The organism is Flavobacterium sp. FPG59 (genome assembly GCF_002150205.1).
In the GTDB taxonomy this organism is placed as follows: Bacteria; Bacteroidota; Bacteroidia; order Flavobacteriales; family Flavobacteriaceae; genus Flavobacterium.
On the sequence record NZ_MTCA01000011.1, the window covers coordinates 1 to 25,928 of the forward strand.

Here is a 25,928-nt window from a genome sequence, read left to right on the forward strand (position 1 = left end):
TGGTATAGGAGGAGGCGAATTAATTTTTATCATGTTTATTGTTCTCATGCTTTTTGGGTCAGATAAGATACCAGAAATTGCTAGAACCATGGGTAAAGCAATGGCGCAGTTAAAAAATGCTACAAATGATATAAAAAGTGAAATTCAAAAGGGAGCAGAAACAAATGGTTTTGATACCAAATCTATTTCTAATATAACAGGATCGATTAATAGCGAAATCAATAAAGCGAAAGAATCTATTTTGGGAGACACCTCTCCATTTGATTCTATTACATCAGGTGTAACGGATGAGATTACGAAAGTAAAAGACAGTTTTCTTGCCGAAACAAAGCCTGTTGAAGAGGCAACTTCTTCTCTGGAAGATGAAATTACAGGACCTATTAAACGACAAATGTAATGCTAGAAAAACTACGTGCACTTGATGTAGAACTTTTTGTTTATCTCAATAGCCTTGGCAATGAAACCTTTGATGCAACTTGGTTATTTTTGACCAAACAAATCAATTGGCTTCCCTTTTTTTTATTGTTATTGTTTTTGGTTTATAAAAAATTAGGAGGCAAACAAACCTTGTTTTTGCTGCTATTTGTAGCGCTATTAATTACCTTTACAGATCAAACAACAAACGCTTTCAAAAATGGTTTTCAGCGTTTGCGCCCTTGTAACAATCCAGATATTAATACGTTTATCAGGGTGGTTCAATCTAGAAGTTCGTATAGCTTTTTTTCAGGACATGCCGCAAATTCTATGGCTGTTGCTAGCTTTTTGTATTTTGTATTTAAAAACAAAATCAAGTATCTTGGATTCTTGTTTCTATGGCCCTTAATTTTTGCGTACAGTAGGATTTATCTAGGTTTGCATTATCCATTAGACATACTCACGGGCTATTTCTTCGGCTATGTTTTTGGGTATCTAATGCACCTTTTATACAAAAAAACACAAAAGAAATATTTCCCTCAGGAGCTTTCATAACTCTTTTTGTTTAGGAGCTTTTTCCTGCTCTCCGCTGTATTCCCGATAAAAAAACTACGGCAAAAAAAGCCTTGTTTTTTAAGATCGGGAGATGCCGCTTCTATCAGGGCTAGGGGAGATGCTTTCAGTAGCACTTGTAAACTAAAGAACTCTGCTTACGGTCAAACCATCACGAATAGGCAGTAAAACGGTCTCTACTCTTGGATCTGTTGCTAATAAACGATTGTATTCCAGTAATATTTTTGTACTTAAATCTTTAGGATTTAGTGGTTCTAAAACCTTTCCGCTCCATAAAACATTGTCAGAGAGAATAATCCCTCCTTTATTCATTTTGGGCACGATCAATTCAAAATAATTCAAGTAGTTTTCTTTATCAGCATCAATAAAAACCAAATCAAATTTTAAGTCAATCGTTGGGATAATGTCTACCGCTTCACCGAGATGTTGAACAATTTGCTCACCCCAAGGAGATTTGTCAAAATGCTTGCGTTGAAAATCAACTAATTCTTCTTTAATGTCAATCGTGTGCAATTGTCCGGTTTCTTGCATGCCTTCGCACAAGCACAATGCTGAATAACCAGTATAGGTTCCAATTTCCAGAATATTCAGAGGTCGAATCAATTTTGACAACATGCTCAAAACCCGACCTTGAAAATGGCCGCTCAACATTCGCGGAAGCAAAATCTTTTGGTACGTTTCCTTGTTTAAAGCTGCGAGCAATGCAGGCTCTTTTTCGGAATGTTGCTCAATGTAATTTTCTAATTCTGGAGAAATGAAATGCATTATCTTAAACTTTTTATTGGATTTTGAAAAGTGTTAAATATTCGAACAATGTAAATGGTATTGTGATGAAATTGGTAAAGTACTTTATAATTTCGGATAATGATTCTCTTGCAATCAATTCGGTATTCATCAATTTGAAATTGATCAGGGAAAGTGATTGCCTTTATACTTTCGAAAATTTCACTAGTTATTCTAGTAGCAACATGAGGAGAAATCTTTTGTTCCAGCGAAAAATAAATTTCTTTTAAATCAAGTTTTGCGTTTGTAGTCCAAAAGATCGCATACTTTGGATTACTCATTTTTCCAGGTTTTCATTTCTTCAATAAGATTTTCTTGAGAAACTACTCTATTGTATTTAATATCTTCTAGACCTTCTTCAACTTTATTATGATATTCTGAGATTGTTAAGGAATTTCCTTTAGCATCGTAAGAAACAATTTCATTCAAATAATTGTCAAAAACCGAAGAAACAATACGTAATAAACGTTCGTCGGCATTTTCAATTTGCATTTGAATTTTCTGTTTTAATTCTGGAAGTCCCATGTCTATTACTGTTAGAAAAACAAAGTTACAAAATATAATTTTGAGGGCTAAAAAAAATCTATATAATTCAAAATTGTCATTAAATTTGCAGCATGGAAATCGAAAAAAAAGATATAAGATCCCTTTCAAAAGAACAATTGCGTGATTTTTTTGTTGCCAATAATGACAAAGCCTTTAGAGGAAATCAGGTATATGAATGGTTGTGGAGCAAAGGAGCGCACAGTTTTGAGGACATGACCAATGTTTCTAAACAAACTAGGACTATGCTGGAAACACATTTTGTGATCAATCACATCAAAGTAGATACCATGCAACGCAGCGAAGACGGAACCGTAAAAAATGCGGTTCGGTTACACGATGGTTTAGTAGTAGAGTCGGTTTTGATACCTACAAATACACGAACTACAGCTTGTGTTTCGAGTCAAGTAGGGTGTAGTTTAGATTGTAATTTTTGCGCTACAGCGCGATTAAAAAGAATGCGAAATCTAGAACCTGCAGAAATTTATGATCAGGTAATTGCTATTGATAAAGAAAGTCGTTTGTATTACAATCATCCATTGTCTAATATTGTTTTCATGGGAATGGGAGAGCCATTGATGAATTACAACAATGTTTTGAAAGCCATTGAAATGATTACCTCCACTGAAGGATTAGGGATGTCTCCAAAAAGAATTATGGTTTCCACTTCGGGAGTTCCTAAAATGATTAAAAAACTAGCCGATGACGATGTGAAATTCAAACTAGCTGTGTCATTACACTCGGCAATAGATGAAGTTCGTGCAAGAATTATGCCTTTTAGTGCTAATTTTCCTTTGGCTGAATTACGGGAATCACTAGAATATTGGTACCGAAAAACCAAAAGCAAAATCTCCTATGAATATGTAGTTTGGAAAGGCATCAACGACAATAAAGAAGCGGTCGATGCATTAGTCAAATTTTGTAAATATGTTCCTTGTAAAGTTAATCTTATCGAATACAACCCAATCGATGATGGGGAATTCCAGCAAGCATCTGAAGAATCTATAAATGCTTATATAAAAGCACTTGAAGCTAGCGGAATTGTAGTAAAAGTGCGTAGAAGCAGAGGTAAAGATATTGATGCTGCTTGCGGACAACTGGCCAATAAAGAAGCTTAAGAAATTACTGCTTAATAATAATCCAAAAGAAGATGCTTTGTTGCCTGATTTCTTGCTAATATCGTATCTTTGGAACTCATGAATGTCACCTCTCAAATAAAACAGCCCATCTTAAAAGAAATGGAACTTTTTGAAAAAAAGTTCTATGAATCTATGACTTCGCAAGTGGCTTTACTCAATAGAATTACCTATTATATAGTAAACCGCAAGGGGAAACAAATGCGTCCTATGTTTGTTTTTTTAACAGCAAAAATGGTTGCTAATGGTCTTGTAAATGAGCGTACGTATCGTGGTGCTTGTGTGATAGAGCTTATTCATACTGCTACACTGGTTCACGATGATGTAGTAGATGATAGTAATCGCCGAAGAGGTTTTTTTTCGTTGAATGCATTATGGAAAAATAAAATAGCAGTTCTGGTGGGTGATTATTTATTATCTAAGGGTTTGTTGCTGTCTATTGATAACGGTGATTTTGATTTACTTAGAATCATTTCTGTTGCTGTACGCGAAATGAGCGAAGGGGAATTACTTCAAATTGAAAAAGCCCGTAGACTGGATATCACTGAAGATATTTATTATGAAATTATTCGAAAAAAGACAGCTACTCTTATAGCTGCCTGTTGTGCTTTAGGTGCTTGTTCTGTCATTGAAAATGAAGAGCAAGTTGAAAAGATGCGAAAGTTTGGAGAACTGATAGGTATGGCTTTTCAAATCAAAGATGATTTATTTGATTATACGGATGAAGCCATTGGTAAACCAACCGGAATTGATATCAAAGAGCAAAAAATGACTTTGCCTCTTATCCATGTTTTAAATACCTGTACTTCAAAGGAGAAAAGTTGGCTTGTCAATTCGATAAAAAATCACAATAAAGACAAAAAACGCGTTAAAGAGGTTATTGCATTTGTGAAAAACAACAATGGTTTGGTTTATGCCGAAGCAAAAATGGTTGCTTTTCAACATGAAGCACTTTTATTACTTCAAGATTTCCCTGAATCCGATTATAAAAGCGCCCTAATTTTAATGGTCAACTACGTTATTGAAAGAAAGAAATAATTTTTTTAAAATATTTTATCTTCTAAACGCCTTATTTTACTGGTTTTTTTGATTTTCAAAGTTCAAAATCAAAAAAAAATCAGATGTCATGCAACCTTTTTATATCGAAAAGCGTCTATGTAAATAGAGATGAGGTTCAATATCAAGATTTAATTGCATCAGCACTAAAATATATTGACATTGATATTGATTTTTGCCATTGAAACTATTTATGAAAGTAATCAACTTACATCACGAAGAAAAGGAATTAATCCGCTTGGCTGTCGATAATAATCGACAAGCGCAACAGCAAATTTACACCCAGTTTTCTCCTAAAATGCTAAGTGTTTGCCGTCAATATATAAAAGACATACACCAGGCCGAAGATGTAATGATTACGGCATTTATGAAGGTCTTTACCAATCTTAAAAATTACGAACACAAAGGAAGTTTTGAAGGCTGGATCAGGAGGATTATGGTCAATGAATGCATTTCTTTTATCAGAGTAAATAAAAAAATTAAATACATCGAAGATGATTTCGTAATCGGTCGCGATGAAGAAAGTTTTAATGCTATTGAAAGTCAATTATCTGTAGACGACATTCAATCCTTGATAGATAATTTACCAGATGGTTATAAAATGGTTTTCAATTTATTTGCGATAGAAGGATTTAAACACCATGAAATCGCAAACCTGTTGGGAATTAATGAAGGAACATCAAAGTCGCAATTATCGCATGCTAGAAAAATGCTGCAAGTACAAATTAGTACAATAAAAAATTATGAGTATGGAACCGAATAAATTTGAAATACAAATAAAAGAGCAGTTGAATGCTAGAGAAATTAAACCTTCGGCGATGGCTTGGGACAAATTAGATGCAATGCTTTCTGAGACAGAAAAACAAAAAACTAAATTCCCATGGTTGTATGTGGCGGCAAGTTTTGTTGGTTTTCTACTTATTGGAACCCTATTTTTTGATCAAAAAGGAAGTGTGAATGTAAATCAAGAAAATCGAGTTGTATTCCAAAATTCAAATAAGAATAAAGTTAATGTAAAAACAATTGATACGTTAGAAAATACAAATACACTGTCAAATGCTTTAAAACCTAACGTTCAGAAAGGCATTGTTGTTCCTCAATACCAAGCTTCAACGCAGCAAAAATCATTGAAATTGGAAAAGAATGAACTGGCTGCAGCACAAATTAAGAATTCTAAAAATGATAGCTTAACCATTTTAGTAGAAAATAATAATCTAAAAAAAGATACTAAAAATAGGTATGTTTCAGCATCTGGATTGTTAGCAGAAGTGAGTAATACACAACTGGAGTCATCAACTAGTTTGCAAGTCAATCCAAAACCGATAAAAAGCACCACGGTTAATCCTCAGAATTTATTGTCGGATGTAGAAACAGAGATGAATCAAACCTTTAGAGAGTCGGCCATAAGTAAGTTTAATAAAAATTATAACGCCATAAAAACAGTTTTGGCCAATAGAAATTACGAAAAAGAATAATCAATCATCAATCAAAAATCGAACATTATGCAAAAAATTATTTTAATCACAGTACTACTGTTATCGGCCTTTTTAACAGAAGTTAATGCGCAAGAAAAAGGAACTTATAAAGATATTCTAGATTGGACATATTGGCAACCTGTGTCACCAAATTATGAAATGAGTCTTGAAAAGAACTCCGAATTTAAAGAAGAAAATATCTTAACCATTAAATCGGTTAAAAGTAAAATCAATGGTTTTGGAACAATCATGAAGTCAATTAAGCCAGACATGTACTTAGGGAAAACAGTAAAAATGTCGGGATATGTTAAATGTGATAATATTAAATCTTGGACTGGTTTATGGATGCGTGTGGACTATTATGATGTTGAGGTTTTAGCTTTTGATAACATGCGAAGAAACCCCATAAAAGGTACAAAAGATTGGGCTAAATATGAAATTGTGTTGCATGTGCCAGCGGATGCGACTTCTATTTCCTACGGAGTTTTATTAGATGATACAGGTCAAGTTTGGTTTAGAGACGTTGTTCTTGAAGTTGTAGATGACACCGTGGATGAAACTGGGCAAATCAAAGGGAAAGACCACAAATCCATTCCATTTGAGACCAGAGCTAAAGCTATTGGTAACGAAATTAAATCAATAACAAGTTCAGAAAAAAAGGCGTTAAAAAAAGAGATTGAACAAATTGATTGCGATCTCGATAATAAAGTAATTACGAAGGAACAAGCGGATGATTTAAAGTTAAAAAAAGCAGCCGTTCATGCAGCAAATATTGATTCTAAAGTTAGTGTTCAAGAAGAAAAACTCAACCAGTTGGTACAAGATAAAGTGGATGGAAAAGTGCAGGACGCTAAAGACACTAGAAGTGGAGGCAGAATGGTTATTTTTGGAACAAATTCTGAAGAACTTAGACCAAATCAAACCGAATTTAATATTTCCTCTTTAAAAGTGTACAACGGACAAGAGGATAAGGATGAACGCCAATCCAAAAGAACAACGTCACAATTTGTTTTTGCTGCAGGATTGAACAATGTCATTACTGATGGCGAAGTTGAAAAATCAGATTTCAGGTATTTAGGATCTCATTTTTATGAAATTGGCGTTTCTTATAATTCTAGACTTTTAAACAATTCTAACCTATTGCATGCCAAGTACGGTTTATCAGTGATGTACAATAACCTTCGCCCTACAAACAACAGTAGTTTTGAGGTGAATGGCAATCAAACTAATTTGACGGTGAATCCTTTTAAATTAAAAGATTCTAGATTTAGAAATGTAAGCTTGGTATTTCCGTTACATTTAGAATTTGATTTTACAAAGCCAGAGGTTAAGAACGATAAGACCTATTTTAAATCTCATCAAAGTGTTAGAGTAGGACTAGGTGGGTACGCAGGAGTAAACCTGAAAACAAAACAAATTTTACAATATGAAAATTCAGATTTAAAATCAACCGAAAAAACAAAAGGAGATTTTAACACTGGTGATTTTGTCTATGGATTGAGCACTTATGTAGGCTATAAAGCAACTAGTTTGTACTTGAAATATGATTTAAACCCATTGTTTAAAGACAATGCTGTCAAGCAAAACAATGTTTCACTAGGTTTGCGTTTTGATTTTAATTAATTGCTGATGGCATTTTAGCAGCATAAAAAAGCACTTTGTAAAGAAGTGCTTTTTTGTTTTTTAGATTGTGAATTATCCAATTTGATTTGTGTAATTTTACATTTTTCAATCCCTAAATATTTTATTCAACTTGATTTCAAAAGCTACAATTGATATTGTTTATGAAACTGCTCGTGTAGAGGAGGTTATTGGTGAATTTGTTCATTTAAAAAGAGCAGGAAGTAATTATAAGGGTTTAAGTCCATTCTCTGAAGAGCGTTCGCCATCATTTATGGTTTCTCCGGCTAAAGGAATCTGGAAGGATTTTAGTTCTGGAAAAGGCGGAAATGCAGTTGCTTTTTTGATGGAACATTCTCATTTTACGTATCCAGAAGCCATTAGATACTTAGCCAAAAAGTATAATATTGAAATTGAAGAAACAGAGCAAACAGATCAAGAAAAAGCACTCACAGATACTCGAGAAAGTATGTACTTGGTCTCGGAATTTGCCAAAACGTATTTCCACAATACACTTTTAAATTCCGAAGAGGGAAAAGCTATTGGATACTCTTACTTTAAGGAAAGAGGTTTTACAAATGAAACCATCAAAAAATTCAGTCTAGGATATTCACCTGAAAGCTGGGATGCGTTTACAAAAGAAGCTCTTGGCAAAGGATATAAATTAGAATTTCTGGAAAGTACAGGACTTACAATTCCCAAAGAGGACAGGCCTTTTGATCGCTTCAAGGGGCGTGTGATGTTCCCTATTGAGAGCATGTCCGGACGAGTCTTAGGTTTCGGAGGTCGTATCTTAACCAATGATAAAAAAGCAGCAAAATACCTAAACTCACCTGAAAGTGAAATTTACCACAAAAGTAAAGTGCTGTATGGTATTTATCAAGCCAAACAATCCATAGCAAAATTAAACAATTGCTACCTTGTTGAAGGATATACGGATGTGATACAATTCAATCAATCTGGTATTGAGAATGTGGTAGCGTCATCTGGTACTGCCTTGACGCCAGATCAAATTAGACTGATAAATAGATTAACAAAAAATATTACCGTTTTATTTGATGGAGATGCAGCAGGATTGCGCGCCTCTGTGCGTGGGATTGATTTGATACTTGAAGAGGGTATGAATGTCAAAGTGTGTACTTTTCCTGATGGAGAAGATCCAGATAGTTTTGCTAAAAAAACGTCGTATGATGATTTAGTCTACTATCTTGAAAATAATTCTAAAGATTTCATTCAGTTCAAAGCATCGCTCTTAATGAATGAAGCTAAAAACGATCCCGTAAAAAAAGCCGATCTGATTCGAGATATGGTAGGGAGTATATCTAAAATTCCAGATCGAATTCAACGCGAAATTTACATTCAGGAATGTTCCCGAATTATGGATATTTCAGAGCAAGTATTACAAAGTACTCTGGCGCAATTATCTCAAAAAGAAGTTGCCGAGGTTGGAAAAAAACAAAAACAAGAGCAACAGGCTTTTGAAATTGTTAAAAACGAAAACCCTATTGCTGCCAATAAAGTTGATGTATTAAATCGATTGGAACGTAAAATAATTGAAATTTTACTATTGTATGGTAACCTTGAAGAAGAATTTGAAGATGTTTTTTTGCGTACAAATGCTGAAGGCGAAATTGAAACTGTTTCAGAAAACAGAAACTATAAGGTTTACCAACGTATTTATCTCAGCTTGCAAGAAGATGAGGTGCAACTTGCCAATCCTTTGTTTAGGGCAATTTACAATGACTTGATCGCTTTTTATAATGAGAATGAATCCTTTAGTATGGAGCAGTATTTAATGCGATTGGATGTTGACTTTGCCCAAGAAGTGACAGATATTTTAATGGAAGATGAGCAACTCGTTCTTCATGATTGGGTAGGCCAAAATATTTTTCCAAAAACTAAAAATGAAACCATTGGTCAAGAAGTTACTGAGACTATATTAACACTTAGATGGTATCTTGTGGGCAGTATTATAGAAGAATTAAAAAGCTCCATATCATCTGAACCAAATTCAGATAATACAGAGCCTTTATCATTAGTTATGGATTATAATATTTTAATCCATTCTTTTTCAAAAAAATTAGGTCGTGTAATGTCAAGATATTACTAAACGATTTCTAATTTTTTTGCTTTGTCTACTAGATCAACTAGGTTGGTTACATTTAGTTTAGTTAATAAACGTAATTTGTAAGTACTAATTGTTTTTTCGTTTAGGTTTAAGATGTCAGCAATTTCGTGATTCTTTTTTCCTCCACTTAAGTAGCGTAATACTTCAACTTCACGGTTAGAAAGTTTGCGATACAAACGCTCACTTTTAGTTTGTTTAGCAATTAAGGCTAAGTTTTTCTTCACGGTTTCATTCATGATGATCTTACCTTGTGATACTTTTACAATAGCAATTCCTAGTGTTTCTAACTTTTCGGATTTGTGCACAAAGCCAGATGCTCCGGCTTTAATGGCATTTGGTGCATAAATCTGCTCAGAGAGACCACTGTATAAAATCACTTTTGTTTTTGGGAAATCTTTCAAGATTGTTTTGATCTCGAAGATACTTGAAAGTCCTTCCAGGTCCAAATCTAGTACTAATACATCAATGTCTTTCGTTTGAAGTATATCTCGTACCATCAAGAAATTGCCCACATTGGCTACAATAGAGATGTCAGCATTATCTTTAAAGTAAGATTTTACTCCAAAATGCACAACGGGATAATTATCGGCTATACATACTTTAATCATAATTTTAAATTTTTTTGAATTGTTTGTTATTGGAGTTGTAAAATTAATAAATAAATTCTGTAATTAATTGTAAATCAACATAAAAATTTAATTTTTTATCAAAAATTTATTTTACATACCGGAATAGGCTCCATTTTATGGCGGTTTACGGTGTTTAAACGCTTGTAAATTTCGAATACAATTTTTTGTCGTCCTTCAAAATCTGATGCTTTTTTTCCAGATTCAGCTGCTAACATAGCCCATTCTAACTCATCATAACTGGCTCCTAGTTGGTCTTCATCGGTTCTGTCATCGCCAAAAAGGCCATCTGTAGGGGATGCTTTTTGAATAGAAGTTGGAATTTTTAAATATTGCCCCAATTGATACACTTCTGATTTCATTAAATCAGCAATTGGACTTAAGTCAACACCACCATCGCCGTATTTTGTATAAAATCCAACACCAAAATCTTCAACTTTATTTCCAGTTCCAGCAACTAGTAATCCATGTATGCCTGCAAGGTAATACAATGTAGTCATTCGTATGCGGGCACGTGTGTTTGCTAGTGAAAGGTTGAACTTTGCCTCATCAATACTGTGAGGAACATTTTGTTTAAAAGTTTCAAATACAGCAGTCAAATCAGTTTGCACGCTTTGTACGTTTGAAAATCTAGATTTTAATTGCTCAATATGCTCTTGGGCTCTTTGCACGTGGCTTTGAGCCTGATGAATAGGCATTTCAACACATAAAACTTGTAAGCCTGTTTGTGCACACAAAGTAGAGGTTACTGCAGAGTCTACACCACCGGAAATACCTATGACAAAACCGTTAACTTTTGCATTTTCGGCATAGTTTTTTAACCAGTTTACAATATGAGTATTTACTTTTTCAGCTTCAAAAATACTTTTTTTAGTCATAATAATTCACGTTTTAAAAAGGAGGGATGTATATTTGCAAAAGCAATTTGTTGTGCATTAATTCCCGAGGTTACATACACAAATTTAATTAAATAATTATGAAAAAATACCTATTAACGGCAGTCTTTTGTCTTGTTTTGATGGCATGCGAGAAAAAAACGAAAGTAGAGCATGAAGTTACAGAGATTCCTGTAGATTTAAAGGTAGAAAGATTTGACAAACTTTTTTTTGAAACCAAACCAGAAAATTTAGAGAAGGTTAAAAAGCAGTATCCTTATTTTTTTCCTGCAGGCAATGATAACAGTGTTTGGATAGAGAAAATGCAAAATCCTCTTTGGAGAGAATTATACACAGAGGTTCAAAAAAAGTATGCTAACATACAACCTGTAAAGAAAGAGTTAGATGATTTATTTAAGCAAATTAAATATAATTTTCCAAAAACAAGAACCCCAAAAGTGATCACTGTGATCTCTGAAATGGATTACAATACCAAAGCAATTTATGCGGACTCTTTGGTAATCATTTCTCTCGAATTGTACTTAGGAAAGGATCATAAATTTTATCAATTTCCCAATTACCTAAAACAAAATTTTGAAGAAAGACAAATTGCACCTGATGTAGTGTCAAGTTTTGCCATGCGTAAAATTCCTCCGGGAACTCAAAAAGAGTTGTTGTCTCAAATGGTTTATTGGGGTAAGCAGCTTTATTTGAAAGATGTATTGCTGCCAACTTACACTGATGCTGAGAAAATAGGATATACTCCTGAACAAATAAAATGGTGTGAAGAAAACGAAAGCTACATGTGGCGCTATTTCTTAGAGAAGGAAATGCTCTATAGTAGTGAGCAAAAATTAGCACTTAGGTTTATCAACCCAGCACCGTTCTCAAAATTTTATTTAGAAATTGATAACGATTCTCCTGGTCAAGTAGGGGTATGGGTAGGATGGCAAATTGTTAGAGCTTACATGGAAAACAGTGGCGCTTCACTAGAAGAATTGTTAAAAACAGACGCAAAAGAAATCTTTGTTAAATCAAAATACAAACCCAAAAAATAATGTCAAATACCAATACATCAGAAATAAAATTTTTAGTTGAACTAGATGAAAATCGCGTTCCGGAAAAACTAATGTGGACTGCCAAAGATGGTGGTGTAGAGCACGAAGAAGCTAAAGCTATAATGCTTTCAATATGGGATAGCAAAGCTAAAGAAAGTATGAGAATTGATTTGTGGACAAAGGACATGCCTGTAGATGAAATGAAAATTTTCTTCCATCAAACTTTAGTAGCCATGTCTGAGACGTTTCACAGAGCTACCAATGATGAAAAAATGTCGGCTACGATGAAAGATTTTTGTGATTATTTTGCAGAAAAACTGGACTTAACCAAAAAATAAAAAAAAATAAGAGCTGTTCCTGCAGCTCTTATTTTTTTTGGATAGATTTCTTTTTAAGATCTTTCAATATCTTTTTAAGACTCCCTAATACTAATTTATTGGAGCTTTTATGAAAATTGATGTTATCAATTAGTTTATTTGATTTTTTGGTTTCCCAGATTGACTTTTGTTTTTCTGCACGATCACTACCAATCGCCTTTTGAGTATATATAATTTGATGTAAATTCAAATCGTATATTTCTAAAGAAACTTCTGCATTGTTTTCCTCTCTTGATTGTTCATCGTCAAATAAAGAGATTGTTCCTAATTCATCTTTATTTTTTTTGGATGATACATTGATGAAGTAATCAAATCCGGTACCTGCTTGTAGTAATTTGATTTGTTCTTTATTGGGATTAAGAGGTATGTTTTCAGGAAGGAGCAAGCCCTTAGCATCGGCCCGAAAATGATAACGATTACCTATATTTTCAGCAAAAAACGATGCTGCTTCTTCAGTGAGTTTTTCTCGGTTTTCCTTAGCACTGTAGACCGTGTTTAAGAGCCATTTTCCTTGGGTAAAATCTACACCTGTTTTGTAATCATGATTTGTAAGTAGGTAGGTGTGCGATTTACAGGAGGTTAGAGCTATAAAAAGGATTCCTACTTTAAAAAAGATGCTCCTATTGTTTGAATTCATTGAAAAATTAGTTCTAAAATTGACTGTTGTTTTTAAAAACTTCTTGATTTACTTCATCAATATAAGTTAATAACTCTTCCTTCCCAGTACATTCTGTTGCTGATGTAACAAAATATTGAGGCATTTCGGCCCAGTTATTTGCAAACATTTTCTTTTTATAGGCAGCAATGTGGGAGTCAATTTTTACTTTACTAATCTTATCGGCTTTGGTGAAAATAATACAAAACGGAATTTCACTTTCGCCCATGTATGACATGAATTCAACATCTATCGTTTGTGCTTCATGCCTAATATCAATTAACACAAAAGCGCAAACAAGTTGTTCTCTTGTTTCAAAATAATCAGTAATGAATTCTTGAAATATAGACTTCGTTTTTTTAGATACTTTAGCATAACCATAGCCAGGTAAATCCACTAAAAACCAGTTGTTGTTAATCAAAAAATGATTAATTAGTTGTGTTTTCCCTGGGCGTCCCGATGTTTTGGCTAATTTTTTGTGGTTGGTAATCATGTTAATCAAGGATGATTTTCCCACATTAGATCGGCCAATAAAAGCATACTCCGGTAAAAAGTCTTTTGGACATTTTGATACATCGGAGTTACTGATAACAAATTCGGCGGTATTAATTTTCATGTTCTAAAGGTGTAAAATGCAAGCTGTGCCTTAATGTATGGCAAGATGCGTATTGGTAAGCCATTCTTCTAGCAGGCGGTTGAATTCTTCTGGATGTTCCATCATTGCAGCATGACCGCATTTATCAATCCAGTACAAAGTAGAGTTTGGTAATAATTTATGAAATTCTTCGGCAACATCTGGAGGTGTTACTTTGTCATTTTTTCCCCAAATAATACAAGTTTGTACATGCATTTTAGGTAGATCTTTGGCCATATTGTGGCGTATAGCGCTTTTTGCAATCGTAAGCGTTTTTATTAATTTGATACGGTCGTTTACAGATTCATACACTTCATCGATAAGTTCTTTTGTGGCAACTTTTGGATCGTAGAATACGTCTTCGGCTTTCTTTTTTATGTATTCGTAATCACCTCTTTTTGGGTAACTGTCACCCATGGCGCTTTCGTAAAGACCAGAACTACCAGTAATTACAAGTCCAGCTACTTTTTCAGGATACATTTTGGTGTGATACAATGCAATATGTCCTCCTAGGGAATTTCCAAGTAAAATAACACGCTCTAATCCTTTGAAAGTGATGAAATCTTTAACGTATTTTGCAAAACTTTTTACATTAGTCTTTAAAATGTTTTGTGTGTAAATGGGTAAGTCTGGAATGATAATTTTGTAACCCTTTGAAGAAAAGTGATCAGCAACAGCATCAAAATTACTAAGTCCGCCCATAAGTCCATGTAAAATGACAATTGGAGTCCCTTCACCTGCTTCATAATAGCTGTATCTTCCCTCTTTTTTATAGTGTTTTTCCATTTTTTTTTAATCCCTATTTTCAATTTTGACAAATATAGGATTTAATAAATAAAAATGAATTTTTAAGACAATTTTTAATTGTAAAATTATCACTAGCGTACCATAAATAATTCTTTTTATGTAGTAAAATACTAGTGTTTTTTTACGTGAAAATATCTTTTTAATTGCTTGATATTTCCATATTTTGAACAATCCTGCTATGGTTTTTATTCTTGAAGAGGGAATTAACAAAAATGAGGCTAACCTGTTGACAGTATATAAATTAAGGATTTTGGCTAGAAAGTGGTTAAACTTATTAACAAAGTGGTAGTAAGTGGTAAATTGTGGTAGATTTTTTTATATTTTTGCTCTACATCATTTAATACTTTTTGTTTGGACACAATTGTAGGAACATATGAATGCAAAGTTGATGCTAAAGGCAGGATGCTACTACCAGCACCGCTTAAAAAGCAATTGGCTTCATCACTTCAAGACGGGTTTGTTTTGAAGCGTTCTGTGTTTCAACCATGTCTTGAGTTGTATCCTATGCAAGAGTGGAATGTAATGATGGCAAAAATTAACAAGCTCAATCGCTTTGTGAAAAAAAATAATGATTTTATCCGCAGGTTTACTGCTGGTGTAAAAGTGGTAGAGATTGATGCGCTAGGTAGATTGCTGGCGCCAAAGGATTTAGCAGTTTTTGCAAGTATTACTAAAGATGTTGTTTTCTCGTCATCTATTAATATGGTAGAGATTTGGGATAAAGATTTGTATGAGAAATCAATAAGTGGAGATGATCTGGATTTTGCAGATTTAGCAGAAGAAGTAATGGGGAATTTAAATGACGACAACAATGGAATATCATAATCCTGTTTTGCTTCAGGAATCAGTAGATGGTTTAAATATTCATCCTGATGGAGTATATGTAGATGTAACTTTTGGAGGAGGAGGTCATTCAAAAGAAATTTTGAAACGGCTGGGGCCAAATGGGAAGTTGTTTGCCTTTGATCAAGATGAAGACGCATTAGCCAACGCATTAGCTGATGATAGATTTACCCTGATAAATGAAAACTTCCGTTTTATAAAACGGTTTTTGCGTTTTTATGGAGTAAAGAGTGTTGATGGTATTTTAGGAGACCTTGGAGTTTCTTCTCATCAGTTTGATGTTCCAGAGAGAGGTTTCTCAACTCGTTTTGATGCGGACTTAGATATGAGAATGAGCCAGAAAAATGACCTGAGTGCTTACAAGGTGGTAAATGAATATGATGAAGCTAACTTAAAAAGAGTTTTTCTGGATTATGGAGAGTTAAAAAACGCTCCTGTACTGGCAAGAACTATAGTAGAAGCCAGAACGCAATACCCAATAAAAACTACTGATGAGTTAAAAGAGGTTTTGTCAAGGTATTTGCCAGAAAGAGTTAAGAATAAAATATTGGCTCAGATTTATCAAGCTATACGGATAGAAGTGAATCAAGAAATGGATGTTTTAAAGGAATTCTTAGAGCAGTCTTTAGAAATCTTAAAACCAGAAGGACGTTTGAGTGTTATTTCATATCATTCTCTTGAAGACCGATTGGTGAAAAGATTTGTAAAAAACGGAATGTTTGATGGAGAGCCTGAACGTGATTTTTTTGGAAATTTTTCGGTTCCATTTAAAACCATCGGAAAATTAATTGTTCCCAATGCTAACGAGATTAAAGAGAATAATAGAGCAAGAAGTGCCAAGTTACGAATTGCTGAAAAAAGATAAAAAATGAAAAACGGGGTTTACAGTTTATTGAAAGCAAAGTTTCTTGTAAACGATGATGCTGTAAAAAACTGGCGATTCATTGTTTTTGTAATTGTACTAGCTATTATTATGATTGCAAGCACACAAAGATTTGATCAAAAAGTTTTTGAAATAACAGCACTATCAAATCAGGTGAAAGAATTGCGATCAGAGTTTATTGATAGAAGATCAGAGTTAATGAAATTAAAATTGGAGTCCACTATATCTGATAAAATGTTGCAAAGACAAATTTATCCATCCACAGTGCCACCAGTAAAAATAAAAGTAGTCAAAGAAGAAGAAAAAAACTTTTTCAAAAAAATATGGGAGTAGACGATAAAAATATATCCTACAGAATTTATCTGGTTGCTGCATTCATCTTTGTGATTGCAGTGGCTATTACTATTAAATTAACCAATATTCAATGGGTTGAGGGAGATTATTATCGAAAATTAGCCAAAGAAAGAACGGTAAGGAACTTTGTAATACCAGCAAATAAAGGAAATATTTACTCGGCTGATGGCAGTCTATTGGCTACATCAATTCCTAATTATGAAATACGTTTTGATGCCGTTGCACCCAAAACCGAAGTCTTTGAAAAGAATGTAAAATCACTTTCAGATTCTTTAGCAACAGTGTTGGGTAAAACATCTAGCTATTTTGAAAATGAGTTAAGAAAAGCACGTGCCAACAAGAATAGATATTATTTAATAGGTCGTAAACTAGGTTATACTTCTTATTTTAAAATTAAAGGTTTTCCATTATTTAATTTGGGAGCTTTCAAAGGTGGGATAATTGTAGAGCAAGAAACAGTTAGGGAGCATCCCATTGGTAAAATTGCCGAAAGAACCGTAGGGTATGAACGTACACAAAACGGTCAATCTGTTGATGGAAAAGGGATAGAATGGGCTTTTAGAAAATATTTGAATGGGAAAGACGGTAAGATTTTAAAACAAAAAATTGCAAAAGGACAGTGGAAACCTATTCGTGATGTAAATGAAGTTGATCCTCAAGACGGTTATGATGTGATCTCAACTATTGATGTTTATATTCAAGATATAGCACATCACGCTTTATTGAAACAGCTGGAGTCTTATGAAGCAGATCATGGATCAGTGGTAGTGATGGAGACTAAAACCGGTCATATTAAAGCAATTTCTAATTTAGGAAGAGCTAATGACGGGACTTATTATGAAACTACAAATTACGCCGTAGCAGAGTCTCATGAGCCTGGTTCTACTTATAAATTAGCAGGATTAATGGCATTGTTAGATGATAAAAAGGCAGATACAAGTGCAATTTATGATAGTAAAAACGGAGTGATAACTTATTTTGGTAAAAAAGTAGAAGATTCTCATGAAGGTGGATACGGCAAAATTTCTTTGGCTAGAGGTTTTGAGGTTTCATCTAATACAATATTAGTTCAAGCGGTTTATAATGCATACAAAGAGAATCCGTCACAGTTTGTAAATCATCTTAATAATTATGGTCTTAATAAAACATTAGGACTATCTATCAAAGGGGAAGGAATTCCTTATGTCCCTCAACCTACAGATAGGAGTTGGTCTAAATTATCATTGCCTTGGATGGCTTTTGGATACGGAGTGCATATTACACCAATGCAAACTTTAGCGTTTTATAATGCCGTTGCAAATGATGGAGAAATGGTAAAGCCACAGTTTGTATCTGAAATAAAAGAGTGGAATAGAACCATAAAAAAATACGAGAAAGAAGTTTTGAACCCTAAAATTTGTTCTAAGGAAACCATTGTTAAACTCAAAGCAGTCTTGGCAAATGTGGTGAAAAAAGGAACGGGATCTAAATTGTTTTCTAAAGATTTTTCAATGGCAGGAAAAACCGGTACGGCACAGGTAAACTATGGTAAAGCAGGAAGAACAGGAATGTATTACGCCTCCTCTTTTGTGGGCTATTTTCCAGCTGATAATCCTAAGTATTCTTGTATAGTGGTGGTGCATAAGCCCAATACTGCGCTTAATAATTATTACGGCGCTGATGTGGCTGGGCCAGTTTTTAAAAGAATTGCACAAAAAATATTTACCGATGCTCCTTCAACCAATACCATAAAAAATCTTGACAGGAAAATTGATAAGCAAGAACAAAGCTATGAGGCTTACTATTCAAAAGTTCAGAAAAAGCAGAAAGTAGTTCCTAATCTTAAAGGAATGTCAGGCATGGATGCTGTAGCGCTTCTTGGAAATTTAGGGATGAAAGTAAAAGTTGTAGGTGTAGGAAAAGTAAAAAAACAGTCGTTGCAAGCAGGTGAAAATGTAGTGAAAAATGCAACAATATTATTAGAGTTATCATGAAAGTATTAAAAGACATATTATACAAAGTAGCTATAGATTCGGTAACGGGTCTTACAGATATTCCTGTGAATAAAATAGAATTCGATTCTAGAAAAATTCTCAACGGAGATGTGTTTGTTGCTATTCACGGTACAGTTTCAAACGGTCATGATTTTATTGAAAAGGCAATTCAACTTGGTGCGACAACAATAGTTTGTCAAATTTTGCCTGCTGAACTTGCACTAGGAATAACGTATATCAAGGTTCAAGATGCCAATGCTGCATTGGCTTGCATGGCTGCAAATTTTTATGATTCGCCTTCGCAAAAACTAAAATTAGTTGGTATTACAGGTACTAATGGTAAAACCACTATTGCCTCTTTATTATACCAATTATTTATAAATGCTGGGTATAAAGTTGGCTTGCTTTCTACTGTGAAAATCATGGTGAATGAGAAAGAGTATAAAGCTACTCATACCACTCCAGATTCGTTAACAATAAACCACTACTTAAATGAAATGATAGAAAGTGGTGTTGAATATTGTTTCATGGAAGTGAGTTCTCATGGAATTCATCAAAAGAGAACAGAAGGATTGCATTTTACAGGTGGAGTTTTTACCAATTTGTCTCATGATCATTTAGATTATCACCCCACATTTGCTGAATACAGAGATGTTAAAAAAGCTTTTTTTGATGGTTTGCCAAAAACTGGTTTTGCCCTTACCAATGCGGACGATAAAAACGGATTTGTGATGTTACAAAATACCGTTGCTAATAAAAAAACGTACGCCTTAAAAACCTATGCCGATTATAAAGCACAAATTTTAGAAAATCAATTATCAGGATTGTTATTAAAAATAAACGGTCATGAAGTTTGGGTTAAATTGATTGGAGATTTCAATGCGTATAATTTGCTTGCAATTTACGGTACCGCTATAGAATTAGGACTTGATAGTTTAGAAGTTCTTAGGTTATTATCTAATTTAGAAAGTGTTTCAGGCAGGTTTCAATATATAGTATCGAATTCTAATGTGACTGCTATTGTTGATTATGCTCATACACCAGATGCTCTTGAGAATGTTTTGAAAACAATAAATACCATTCGTACTCAAAACGAGCAGCTGATTACGGTTGTGGGATGTGGGGGTGACAGGGATAAAGCAAAAAGACCAGTAATGGCTGATATTGCTGCAAGTTTAAGTGACAAAGCTATTTTCACTTCGGATAATCCAAGGAGTGAAGATCCATTAGAAATTATCTCTGAAATGGAAAAAGGAGTAGCTCCACATCATTTTAAAAAAACAATTTCTATTACAGATAGAATGCAAGCTATTAAAACAGCGTGTCAGTTAGCACAGCCTAATGACATACTCTTGATTGCAGGGAAAGGTCATGAAACGTACCAAGAAATTAATGGTGTTCGTCATGATTTTGACGATATGAAAATAGTAAAAGAACTATTAGAACAATTAGGAAAATAATTTCAAATCGTTTGGTATTTAAAGCGATCCATAGAAAAAAACAAAATAACAGTTAACCAGATAAACAAAGATATATGCTGTATTATTTATTTGAATATTTAGACAAAATGATGGATGTTCCTGGAACAGGAGTTTTTCAGTACATTACTTTTAGATCAGCATTAGCCTTAATGTTATCGCTATTATTGTCTACTATTTATGGTAAACGAATCATTCGCTTTTTACAAAAACAGCAAGTAGGAGAAACGGTTAGAGAGCTTGGATTAGCGGGTCAAAATGAAAAAGCGGGTACACCTACAATGGGTGGTTTGATTATCATATTTGCAACGCTTGTTCCGGTTTTGCTTTTTGCAAAACTGCACAACATTTATATTGTATTACTTATTGTTACCACGCTTTGGATGGGAACAATAGGATTTATAGATGATTATATTAAGATTTTTAAAAAGGACAAGCAAGGTTTAAAAGGAATTTTTAAAGTAATAGGACAAGTAGGTTTAGGACTAATAGTAGGGACAGTTCTTTATTTTCATGCGGGTGTTACTGTACGTACAGATACGTCTACATCAGATATTTTTAGAGCACCTACTAGCACCGTTGTTTTACCAGCTCCAATTGAGGAGAAATCAACAGCAACTACAATTCCGTTTTTTAAAAATAATGAGTTTGATTACGCTGAAATTTTAGCTTGGACTGGAGAAGGTTATGAAAAATGGGCGTGGTTAATATTTATTCCGGTGGTAATTTTTATTATCACAGCTGTTTCAAATGGTGCGAATTTAACAGACGGTATAGATGGTCTGGCTGCAGGAACATCGGCCATTTCAGTGCTGGCGTTGGGTATTTTTACATTTGTTTCGGGAAACATTATTTTTTCCAATTACTTGAATATTATGTACATCCCTAATTCGGGAGAAATGACGGTTTTTATAGCGGCATTTGTAGGGTCTTTAATTGGGTTTCTTTGGTATAACTCGTATCCAGCATCGGTATTTATGGGAGATACGGGAAGTTTGACTATTGGGGGTATTATTGCTGTACTAGCAATTGCAGTTCGTAAGGAAATGCTAATCCCATTGTTGTGCGGTATTTTTCTAGTCGAGAATTTTTCGGTAGTGCTTCAGGTGAGTTATTTTAAGTATACCAAGAAACGTTTTGGCGAAGGCCGCAGAATATTTTTGATGTCCCCTTTACACCATCATTATCAAAAGAAGGGTTATCATGAGAGTAAAATTGTTACCCGTTTTTGGATTGTAGCCATCATGTTAGCCATACTGTCCATAGTTACATTAAAATTGAGATAGGTTTCAATTAAAAATGCAGAATTAAAAATTAAAATTCTCTAATGAAAGAAAATATTGTTCAACAGAAATCATTTCTTTTTGCGGTTAGGATAGTTAATTTATATAAGTACTTAACAACGATAAAAAAGGAGTTTGTGTTAAGTAAACAGATTTTGAGAAGTGGGACATCAATAGGAGCAAATATAGAAGAGTCCATAGGTGGTAGATCTGATAAAGAGTTTTTGTTTAAATTAGAAATTGCTTATAAAGAAACTAGAGAGACAATATATTGGTTGAAATTATTAAAAGAAACAGATTACATCTCAATTAATGAATTTGAAAGTATATGTTCTGAAGCAGAGGAAATTTGCAAAATAATTGCAAAGATTATAATAACGTTAAAATCGAAAATATAGAAATAGTTAAATAATTAATTGTGTTTCATAAAATTGAAGTTATAGAGCTAATTCCTTGGAGTTGCTAACAAATTTTTAATTTTTAATTCTCAATTTTTAATTAAAATTACATGAGACTAGTTATTCTTGGTGGAGGAGAAAGCGGTATTGGAACTGCAATTTTAGGAAAAAAGAAAGGGTACGACGTTTTCGTATCTGACTTTGGTAAAATAAAAGGGAATTATAAGGAGGTTTTATCTCTGAATTCAATTCCATGGGAAGAAGAGAAGCATACTGAGGATTTGATTTTGAATGCTGATGTGGTCATGAAAAGCCCTGGTATTCCTGATAAATCTCCTATTGTTAAAAAACTTTTAGAGAAAGGGGTTTCGGTAATATCAGAGATTGAGTTTGCAGCTCCTTTTACAAATGCTACCATTATAGGAATTACAGGTAGTAATGGAAAGACAACTACAACTATGCTTACTTACCATTTATTAAAATCTGCAGGAGTAAATGTAGGTTTAGGGGGAAACATAGGTAAAAGTTTTGCTTGGCAGGTGGCCGATAATAAGTTTGATTTTTATGTGCTTGAATTGAGCAGCTTTCAACTAGATGGCGTATTTAATTTCAAGCCACACATTGCAATAATTACGAATATTAGTCCAGATCATTTAGATCGATACGAATACAAATATGAAAATTATATCGATTCAAAGTTTAGAATAACTATGAATCAAACAGAGGAGGATTTTCTAATTTATGACGCAGATGACGAAGCGATCAATAATTGGTTAACAACTCATCAAACAAAAGCAAAATTAATTCCTTTTTCATTGACAAAAACATTCAACGAAGGAGCTTACACAATACAAAATAAAATGGAAATTAAAATTAACCGAGAGGATTTTTCAATGGATACAGAGCATATCGCCTTAGAGGGAAAACATAATATGAAAAACGCAATGGCAGCCACTTCAGTAGCAAAATTAATGCAAATCAGAAAAGCTACTATCCGTGAAAGTTTGTCAAATTTCCAAGGGGTTGAGCACCGTTTAGAAAAAGTCTTGAAAATTCAGAACATTCAATATATTAATGATTCTAAGGCTACAAATGTAAATGCTACTTTTTTTGCTTTAGATAGTATGAATGCGCCTACAGTATGGATTGTAGGTGGTGTTGATAAAGGAAATGATTACAACGAGTTAATGCCTTTAGTACGTGAAAAGGTAAAGGCAATTGTGTGTCTTGGAGTTGATAATAAAAAAATTATAGACGCATTTGGTAATGTAGTTGACATGATGGTTGAGGTTAACTCAATGAGTGATGCTGTTAAAATGGCGCAGCGTTTGTCAGAGAAAGGAGATACCGTATTATTGTCTCCTGCTTGTGCTAGTTTCGATTTATTTGAAAGCTATGAGGATCGTGGTAAACAATTTAAACAAGCAGTTAAAAGTTTGTAAGTAAATAGTATTTTAAAGTGGTGAATATCGGTTTTATCTGCTGCAATAAAAGGATAAGAATTGGTAACAAAGAATGAAAATGAAAAAACTAATAAGCAATTTAAAAGGGGATAAAGGGATTTGGTCATTTGTGGCCTTATTAGCCTTGTTGTCTTTTATGCCTGTTTTTAGTGCGAGTAGTAATTTAGCTTACATTGGGAAAGGAGATGGGAATACTCTGGGATATCTAGTTAAGCATATCGTTCATGTAGGAATTGGTTTTACAATAATTTTTATGGTGCATAAAGTACCATATCATTATTTCAAAGCTATTGCAAGGGGTTCTTTGTACTTTGTTTGGTTGCTTTTAGCGTTTACATTATTCAAAGGCACAGTAATTGCAGGTGCTAACGCTAGTAGATGGATACAAATTCCTTTTATTGGTGTTACTTTTCAGCCCTCGACTCTAGCCTCCATGGTGTTGTTTATATTCGTAGCCCGTTTTTTATCAAAAAAAAGAACTGAACCCTTAACATTTAAAGCGTCTGTGTGGGAGTTATGGCTGCCTGTTTTTGTAACATTAATTTTTATTTTACCTGCAAATTTTAGTACAACAGCACTGATTTTTTCAATGGTATTGATGCTTGTCTTTATAGGTAAATATCCATTAAAATATATGGGTATCGTCGTAGGGACAGGAGTAGTAATGTTAGCTTTTTTTATGATTATTGCTAAGACTTTTCCAGATGCATTTCCCAACCGTGTGGATACGTGGATAAGTAGAGTTGAAAATTTTACTAGTGATAAACCTGGCGAAGATGATTACCAAATAGAGAAAGCAAAAATTGCAATCGCATCAGGAAAGCTGTACGGTTTAGGGCCAGGTAAAAGTGTCCAAAAAAACTTTTTACCGCAATCTTCATCTGATTTTATATATGCAATTATTATTGAAGAATATGGTCTTGTGGGCGGAGTTGGAGTAATTGTCTTGTACTTGTTGTTGCTATTTCGTTTTGTTGTGGCTTCTCATAAAGCCAATAGCCTTTTTGGAAAATTACTGGTCGTAGGTTTAGGTTTTCCTATGGTTTTTCAGGCCATGGTAAATATGGCAGTTGCTGTTGAACTATTGCCTGTTACAGGGCAAACGTTGCCGCTTATAAGTAGTGGAGGTAGCTCCATTTGGATGACTTGTTTTGCATTAGGGATTATTATTAGTGTGACCAAAAAGGAGGAAGAAATAGCAGAAGAAAAAAAGGATGCTGCAAAAAGAGAAGAAGCGTTGCAAAAACTCATTGATAGAGAGCTTGATGAAGAGTATGAAGTGGTGCAGGATTATTCCATCGAGGATAAAGCTATAAATCCCATGAAGGCAGTGTTTAATAAATAGGATTCGAAATTTTTTTAAAATGAAACAATATAAATTCATACTTAGCGGCGGAGGAACTGGCGGACATATTTATCCGGCAATTGCTATTGCTAATGAATTAAAATTGCGTTTTCCAGATGCTGAATTCTTATTTGTTGGAGCTCAGGACAAGATGGAAATGCAAAAAGTGCCTCAAGCGGGTTATGTTATAAAAGGATTATGGATCGCAGGATTACAACGTAAAATAACTCTTGATAATATTTTGTTTCCTGTAAAAGTACTTTCTAGCCTGTGGCGCTCTAGATCAATCATAAAAGAGTTTAAGCCAGATGTTGTAATAGGTACTGGTGGATTTGCAAGTGGGCCATTATTGCAATCAGCAGGGATGAGTGGTATTCCTACCTTGATTCAAGAACAAAATTCCTTTCCAGGAATTACAAATAAATTATTGAGTAAAAAGGCTAGTAAAATTTGTGTAGCATACGAAAATCTGGAACGGTTTTTTCCACAAGGCAAAATCATTCTAACAGGAAATCCAGTTCGTCAAGATTTATTAGATATCGATTCTAAAAGAAGTGAAGCTATATCGTATTTTAATTTAGACGATAATAAAAAAACACTTCTAGTTTTGGGTGGAAGTTTAGGTTCAAGACGAATTAATCAGCTTATTGAAAAAGAACTTGATTTTTTAATTGCCTCAGGAGTACAAGTTTTTTGGCAATGTGGTAATTTTTATATGGCCGAGTATAAACATTTTTCTGACAGGGAAAATGTTCAAGTAGTTTCGTTTATTGACAGAATGGATTTAATTTATGCTGCTGCTGATTTTGTGATTTCGCGTGCAGGTGCATCATCAGTATCTGAATTGTGCTTGGTAGCTAAACCCACAATTTTTATACCATCGCCTAATGTAGCCGAAGATCATCAAACCAAAAATGGTAAAGCAATTGTAGATAATGGCGGAGCTTTACTTATTAAAGAAAGTGAGTTGGATTTAAGTTTCGAATCTGTTTTCAATAAACTTATTCATGATCATCAACTTCAAATAAATTTGAGTAATAACATGAAAAAATTGGCTAAACCTAATGCAACAAAAGACATTGTGGATGCCATTGTAACATTGTTAAAATAAAATAGAGATAAAGTAGTTTAATACTATCAGAATACAA

General features: G+C 33.8%; 28 protein-coding genes. 20 read left to right on the top strand and 8 right to left on the bottom strand.

The window, feature by feature from the left end:
- Both FPG59_RS02280 and FPG59_RS02285 read left to right on the top strand, forming a co-directional pair.
- On the top strand, nt 1–397 hold a 397-nt coding region (locus FPG59_RS02280; protein ID WP_140344581.1), incomplete at its 5' end, for a twin-arginine translocase TatA/TatE family subunit.
- Nucleotides 397–969, top strand: a complete 573-nt coding sequence (locus FPG59_RS02285) for a phosphatase PAP2 family protein (RefSeq protein ID WP_086453001.1) — start codon at nt 397–399, stop codon at nt 967–969. The genes FPG59_RS02280 and FPG59_RS02285, both read left to right, overlap by 1 nt.
- 141 nt (nt 970–1,110) lie before the next feature.
- Here the strand turns inward: FPG59_RS02285 and FPG59_RS02290 are convergent, their stop codons facing one another.
- The 3 genes from FPG59_RS02290 to FPG59_RS02300 are packed head-to-tail and all read right to left on the bottom strand — an operon-like array spanning nt 1,111 to nt 2,295.
- A complete protein-coding gene (locus FPG59_RS02290; RefSeq protein ID WP_086453002.1) occupies nt 1,111–1,752 on the bottom strand; it encodes an O-methyltransferase in 642 nt (213 codons plus the stop codon).
- Nucleotides 1,752–2,051, bottom strand: coding sequence for a type II toxin-antitoxin system RelE/ParE family toxin (locus tag FPG59_RS02295; RefSeq protein ID WP_086453003.1), 300 nt, complete (start codon nt 2,049–2,051; stop codon nt 1,752–1,754). Before FPG59_RS02295 ends, FPG59_RS02290 begins: the two co-directional genes overlap by 1 nt.
- Nucleotides 2,044–2,295: a hypothetical protein gene (locus FPG59_RS02300; protein ID WP_086453004.1), complete on the bottom strand. Its 252-nt coding sequence runs from the start codon at nt 2,293–2,295 to the stop codon at nt 2,044–2,046. The genes FPG59_RS02295 and FPG59_RS02300 overlap by 8 nt, the downstream gene beginning before the upstream one ends.
- A gap of 92 nt (nt 2,296–2,387) precedes the next feature.
- Here FPG59_RS02300 and rlmN point away from each other — a divergent pair, with 92 nt between their 5' ends.
- From rlmN to dnaG, 6 genes are all read left to right on the top strand, one after another.
- Entirely contained in the window at nt 2,388–3,431 is a 1,044-nt protein-coding gene (rlmN, locus tag FPG59_RS02305; protein WP_086453005.1) for a 23S rRNA (adenine(2503)-C(2))-methyltransferase RlmN, read from the top strand.
- Nucleotides 3,432–3,509: 78 nt separating this feature from the next.
- Nucleotides 3,510–4,487 carry a polyprenyl synthetase family protein gene (locus FPG59_RS02310; RefSeq protein ID WP_086453006.1) on the top strand — a complete coding sequence of 326 codons (978 nt, stop codon included), beginning with the start codon at nt 3,510–3,512 and terminating at the stop codon, nt 4,485–4,487.
- Between the two features lie 211 nt (nt 4,488–4,698).
- Nucleotides 4,699–5,268 carry an RNA polymerase sigma factor gene (locus FPG59_RS02315; RefSeq protein ID WP_086453007.1) on the top strand — a complete coding sequence of 190 codons (570 nt, stop codon included), beginning with the start codon at nt 4,699–4,701 and terminating at the stop codon, nt 5,266–5,268.
- Nucleotides 5,255–5,980, top strand: a complete 726-nt coding sequence (locus FPG59_RS02320) for a hypothetical protein (protein WP_086453008.1) — start codon at nt 5,255–5,257, stop codon at nt 5,978–5,980. The genes FPG59_RS02315 and FPG59_RS02320 overlap by 14 nt, the downstream gene beginning before the upstream one ends.
- 27 nt (nt 5,981–6,007) lie before the next feature.
- The gene (locus FPG59_RS02325; protein ID WP_086453009.1) at nt 6,008–7,603 is read left to right on the top strand and encodes a hypothetical protein; all 1,596 of its coding nucleotides are present in this window, start codon (nt 6,008–6,010) and stop codon (nt 7,601–7,603) included.
- A gap of 130 nt (nt 7,604–7,733) precedes the next feature.
- On the top strand, nt 7,734–9,710 hold the full coding sequence (dnaG, locus tag FPG59_RS02330) for a DNA primase (protein WP_086453010.1): 1,977 nt from the start codon (nt 7,734–7,736) through the stop codon (nt 9,708–9,710).
- On the opposite strand, the gene FPG59_RS02335 is transcribed toward dnaG, so the two are convergent.
- Nucleotides 9,707–10,336, bottom strand: coding sequence for a response regulator transcription factor (locus FPG59_RS02335; RefSeq protein WP_086453011.1), 630 nt, complete (start codon nt 10,334–10,336; stop codon nt 9,707–9,709). The genes dnaG and FPG59_RS02335 overlap by 4 nt on opposite strands.
- 98 nt (nt 10,337–10,434) lie before the next feature.
- Nucleotides 10,435–11,232 (bottom strand): NAD(+) synthase, encoded by a 798-nt coding sequence (nadE, locus tag FPG59_RS02340; protein ID WP_086453012.1) that lies wholly within the window; start codon nt 11,230–11,232, stop codon nt 10,435–10,437.
- Nucleotides 11,233–11,330: 98 nt separating this feature from the next.
- On the opposite strand from nadE, the gene gldB reads away from it, so the two are divergent.
- Both gldB and gldC read left to right on the top strand, forming a co-directional pair.
- A complete protein-coding gene (gene gldB / locus FPG59_RS02345) occupies nt 11,331–12,287 on the top strand; it encodes a gliding motility lipoprotein GldB (RefSeq protein ID WP_086453013.1) in 957 nt (318 codons plus the stop codon).
- On the top strand, nt 12,287–12,625 hold the full coding sequence (gldC, locus tag FPG59_RS02350; RefSeq protein ID WP_086453014.1) for a gliding motility protein GldC: 339 nt from the start codon (nt 12,287–12,289) through the stop codon (nt 12,623–12,625). Before gldB ends, gldC begins: the two co-directional genes overlap by 1 nt.
- Nucleotides 12,626–12,653: 28 nt before the next feature.
- Here gldC and FPG59_RS02355 read toward each other — a convergent pair whose 3' ends face one another.
- From FPG59_RS02355 to FPG59_RS02365, 3 genes are read right to left on the bottom strand one after another with little or no spacing between them, the layout of a single operon-like run.
- Nucleotides 12,654–13,301, bottom strand: a complete 648-nt coding sequence (locus FPG59_RS02355) for a hypothetical protein (protein ID WP_086453015.1) — start codon at nt 13,299–13,301, stop codon at nt 12,654–12,656.
- 13 nt (nt 13,302–13,314) lie between these two features.
- Nucleotides 13,315–13,935: a ribosome biogenesis GTP-binding protein YihA/YsxC gene (gene yihA, locus FPG59_RS02360; protein WP_086453016.1), complete on the bottom strand. Its 621-nt coding sequence runs from the start codon at nt 13,933–13,935 to the stop codon at nt 13,315–13,317.
- Between the two features lie 30 nt (nt 13,936–13,965).
- Complete coding sequence (locus FPG59_RS02365) at nt 13,966–14,739, bottom strand: alpha/beta fold hydrolase (RefSeq protein ID WP_086453017.1); 774 nt, start codon at nt 14,737–14,739, stop codon at nt 13,966–13,968.
- A gap of 372 nt (nt 14,740–15,111) precedes the next feature.
- Between FPG59_RS02365 and FPG59_RS02370 the strand changes: the two genes are divergently transcribed.
- From FPG59_RS02370 to murG, 10 genes are all read left to right on the top strand, one after another.
- Nucleotides 15,112–15,585 carry a division/cell wall cluster transcriptional repressor MraZ gene (locus tag FPG59_RS02370; RefSeq protein ID WP_086453018.1) on the top strand — a complete coding sequence of 158 codons (474 nt, stop codon included), beginning with the start codon at nt 15,112–15,114 and terminating at the stop codon, nt 15,583–15,585.
- A complete protein-coding gene (gene rsmH / locus FPG59_RS02375) occupies nt 15,560–16,468 on the top strand; it encodes a 16S rRNA (cytosine(1402)-N(4))-methyltransferase RsmH (RefSeq protein WP_176330677.1) in 909 nt (302 codons plus the stop codon). The genes FPG59_RS02370 and rsmH overlap by 26 nt, the downstream gene beginning before the upstream one ends.
- A gap of 3 nt (nt 16,469–16,471) precedes the next feature.
- Nucleotides 16,472–16,819, top strand: coding sequence for an FtsL-like putative cell division protein (locus FPG59_RS02380; RefSeq protein WP_086453019.1), 348 nt, complete (start codon nt 16,472–16,474; stop codon nt 16,817–16,819).
- A complete protein-coding gene (locus FPG59_RS02385; protein WP_086453020.1) occupies nt 16,810–18,813 on the top strand; it encodes a penicillin-binding transpeptidase domain-containing protein in 2,004 nt (667 codons plus the stop codon). Before FPG59_RS02380 ends, FPG59_RS02385 begins: the two co-directional genes overlap by 10 nt.
- Nucleotides 18,810–20,273 (top strand): UDP-N-acetylmuramoyl-L-alanyl-D-glutamate--2,6-diaminopimelate ligase, encoded by a 1,464-nt coding sequence (locus FPG59_RS02390; protein ID WP_086453021.1) that lies wholly within the window; start codon nt 18,810–18,812, stop codon nt 20,271–20,273. The genes FPG59_RS02385 and FPG59_RS02390 overlap by 4 nt, the downstream gene beginning before the upstream one ends.
- Before the next feature lie 74 nt (nt 20,274–20,347).
- Nucleotides 20,348–21,577: a phospho-N-acetylmuramoyl-pentapeptide-transferase gene (gene mraY / locus FPG59_RS02395; protein ID WP_086453022.1), complete on the top strand. Its 1,230-nt coding sequence runs from the start codon at nt 20,348–20,350 to the stop codon at nt 21,575–21,577.
- A gap of 41 nt (nt 21,578–21,618) precedes the next feature.
- Nucleotides 21,619–21,972: a four helix bundle protein gene (locus FPG59_RS02400; protein WP_086453023.1), complete on the top strand. Its 354-nt coding sequence runs from the start codon at nt 21,619–21,621 to the stop codon at nt 21,970–21,972.
- Nucleotides 21,973–22,082: 110 nt separating this feature from the next.
- The gene (gene murD, locus FPG59_RS02405; RefSeq protein WP_086453024.1) at nt 22,083–23,414 is read left to right on the top strand and encodes a UDP-N-acetylmuramoyl-L-alanine--D-glutamate ligase; all 1,332 of its coding nucleotides are present in this window, start codon (nt 22,083–22,085) and stop codon (nt 23,412–23,414) included.
- Between the two features lie 79 nt (nt 23,415–23,493).
- Complete coding sequence (locus FPG59_RS02410) at nt 23,494–24,780, top strand: FtsW/RodA/SpoVE family cell cycle protein (protein WP_086453038.1); 1,287 nt, start codon at nt 23,494–23,496, stop codon at nt 24,778–24,780.
- 19 nt (nt 24,781–24,799) lie between these two features.
- Complete coding sequence (murG, locus tag FPG59_RS02415) at nt 24,800–25,891, top strand: undecaprenyldiphospho-muramoylpentapeptide beta-N-acetylglucosaminyltransferase (protein WP_086453025.1); 1,092 nt, start codon at nt 24,800–24,802, stop codon at nt 25,889–25,891.
- The last annotated feature ends 37 nt before the right edge of the window (nt 25,892–25,928 follow it).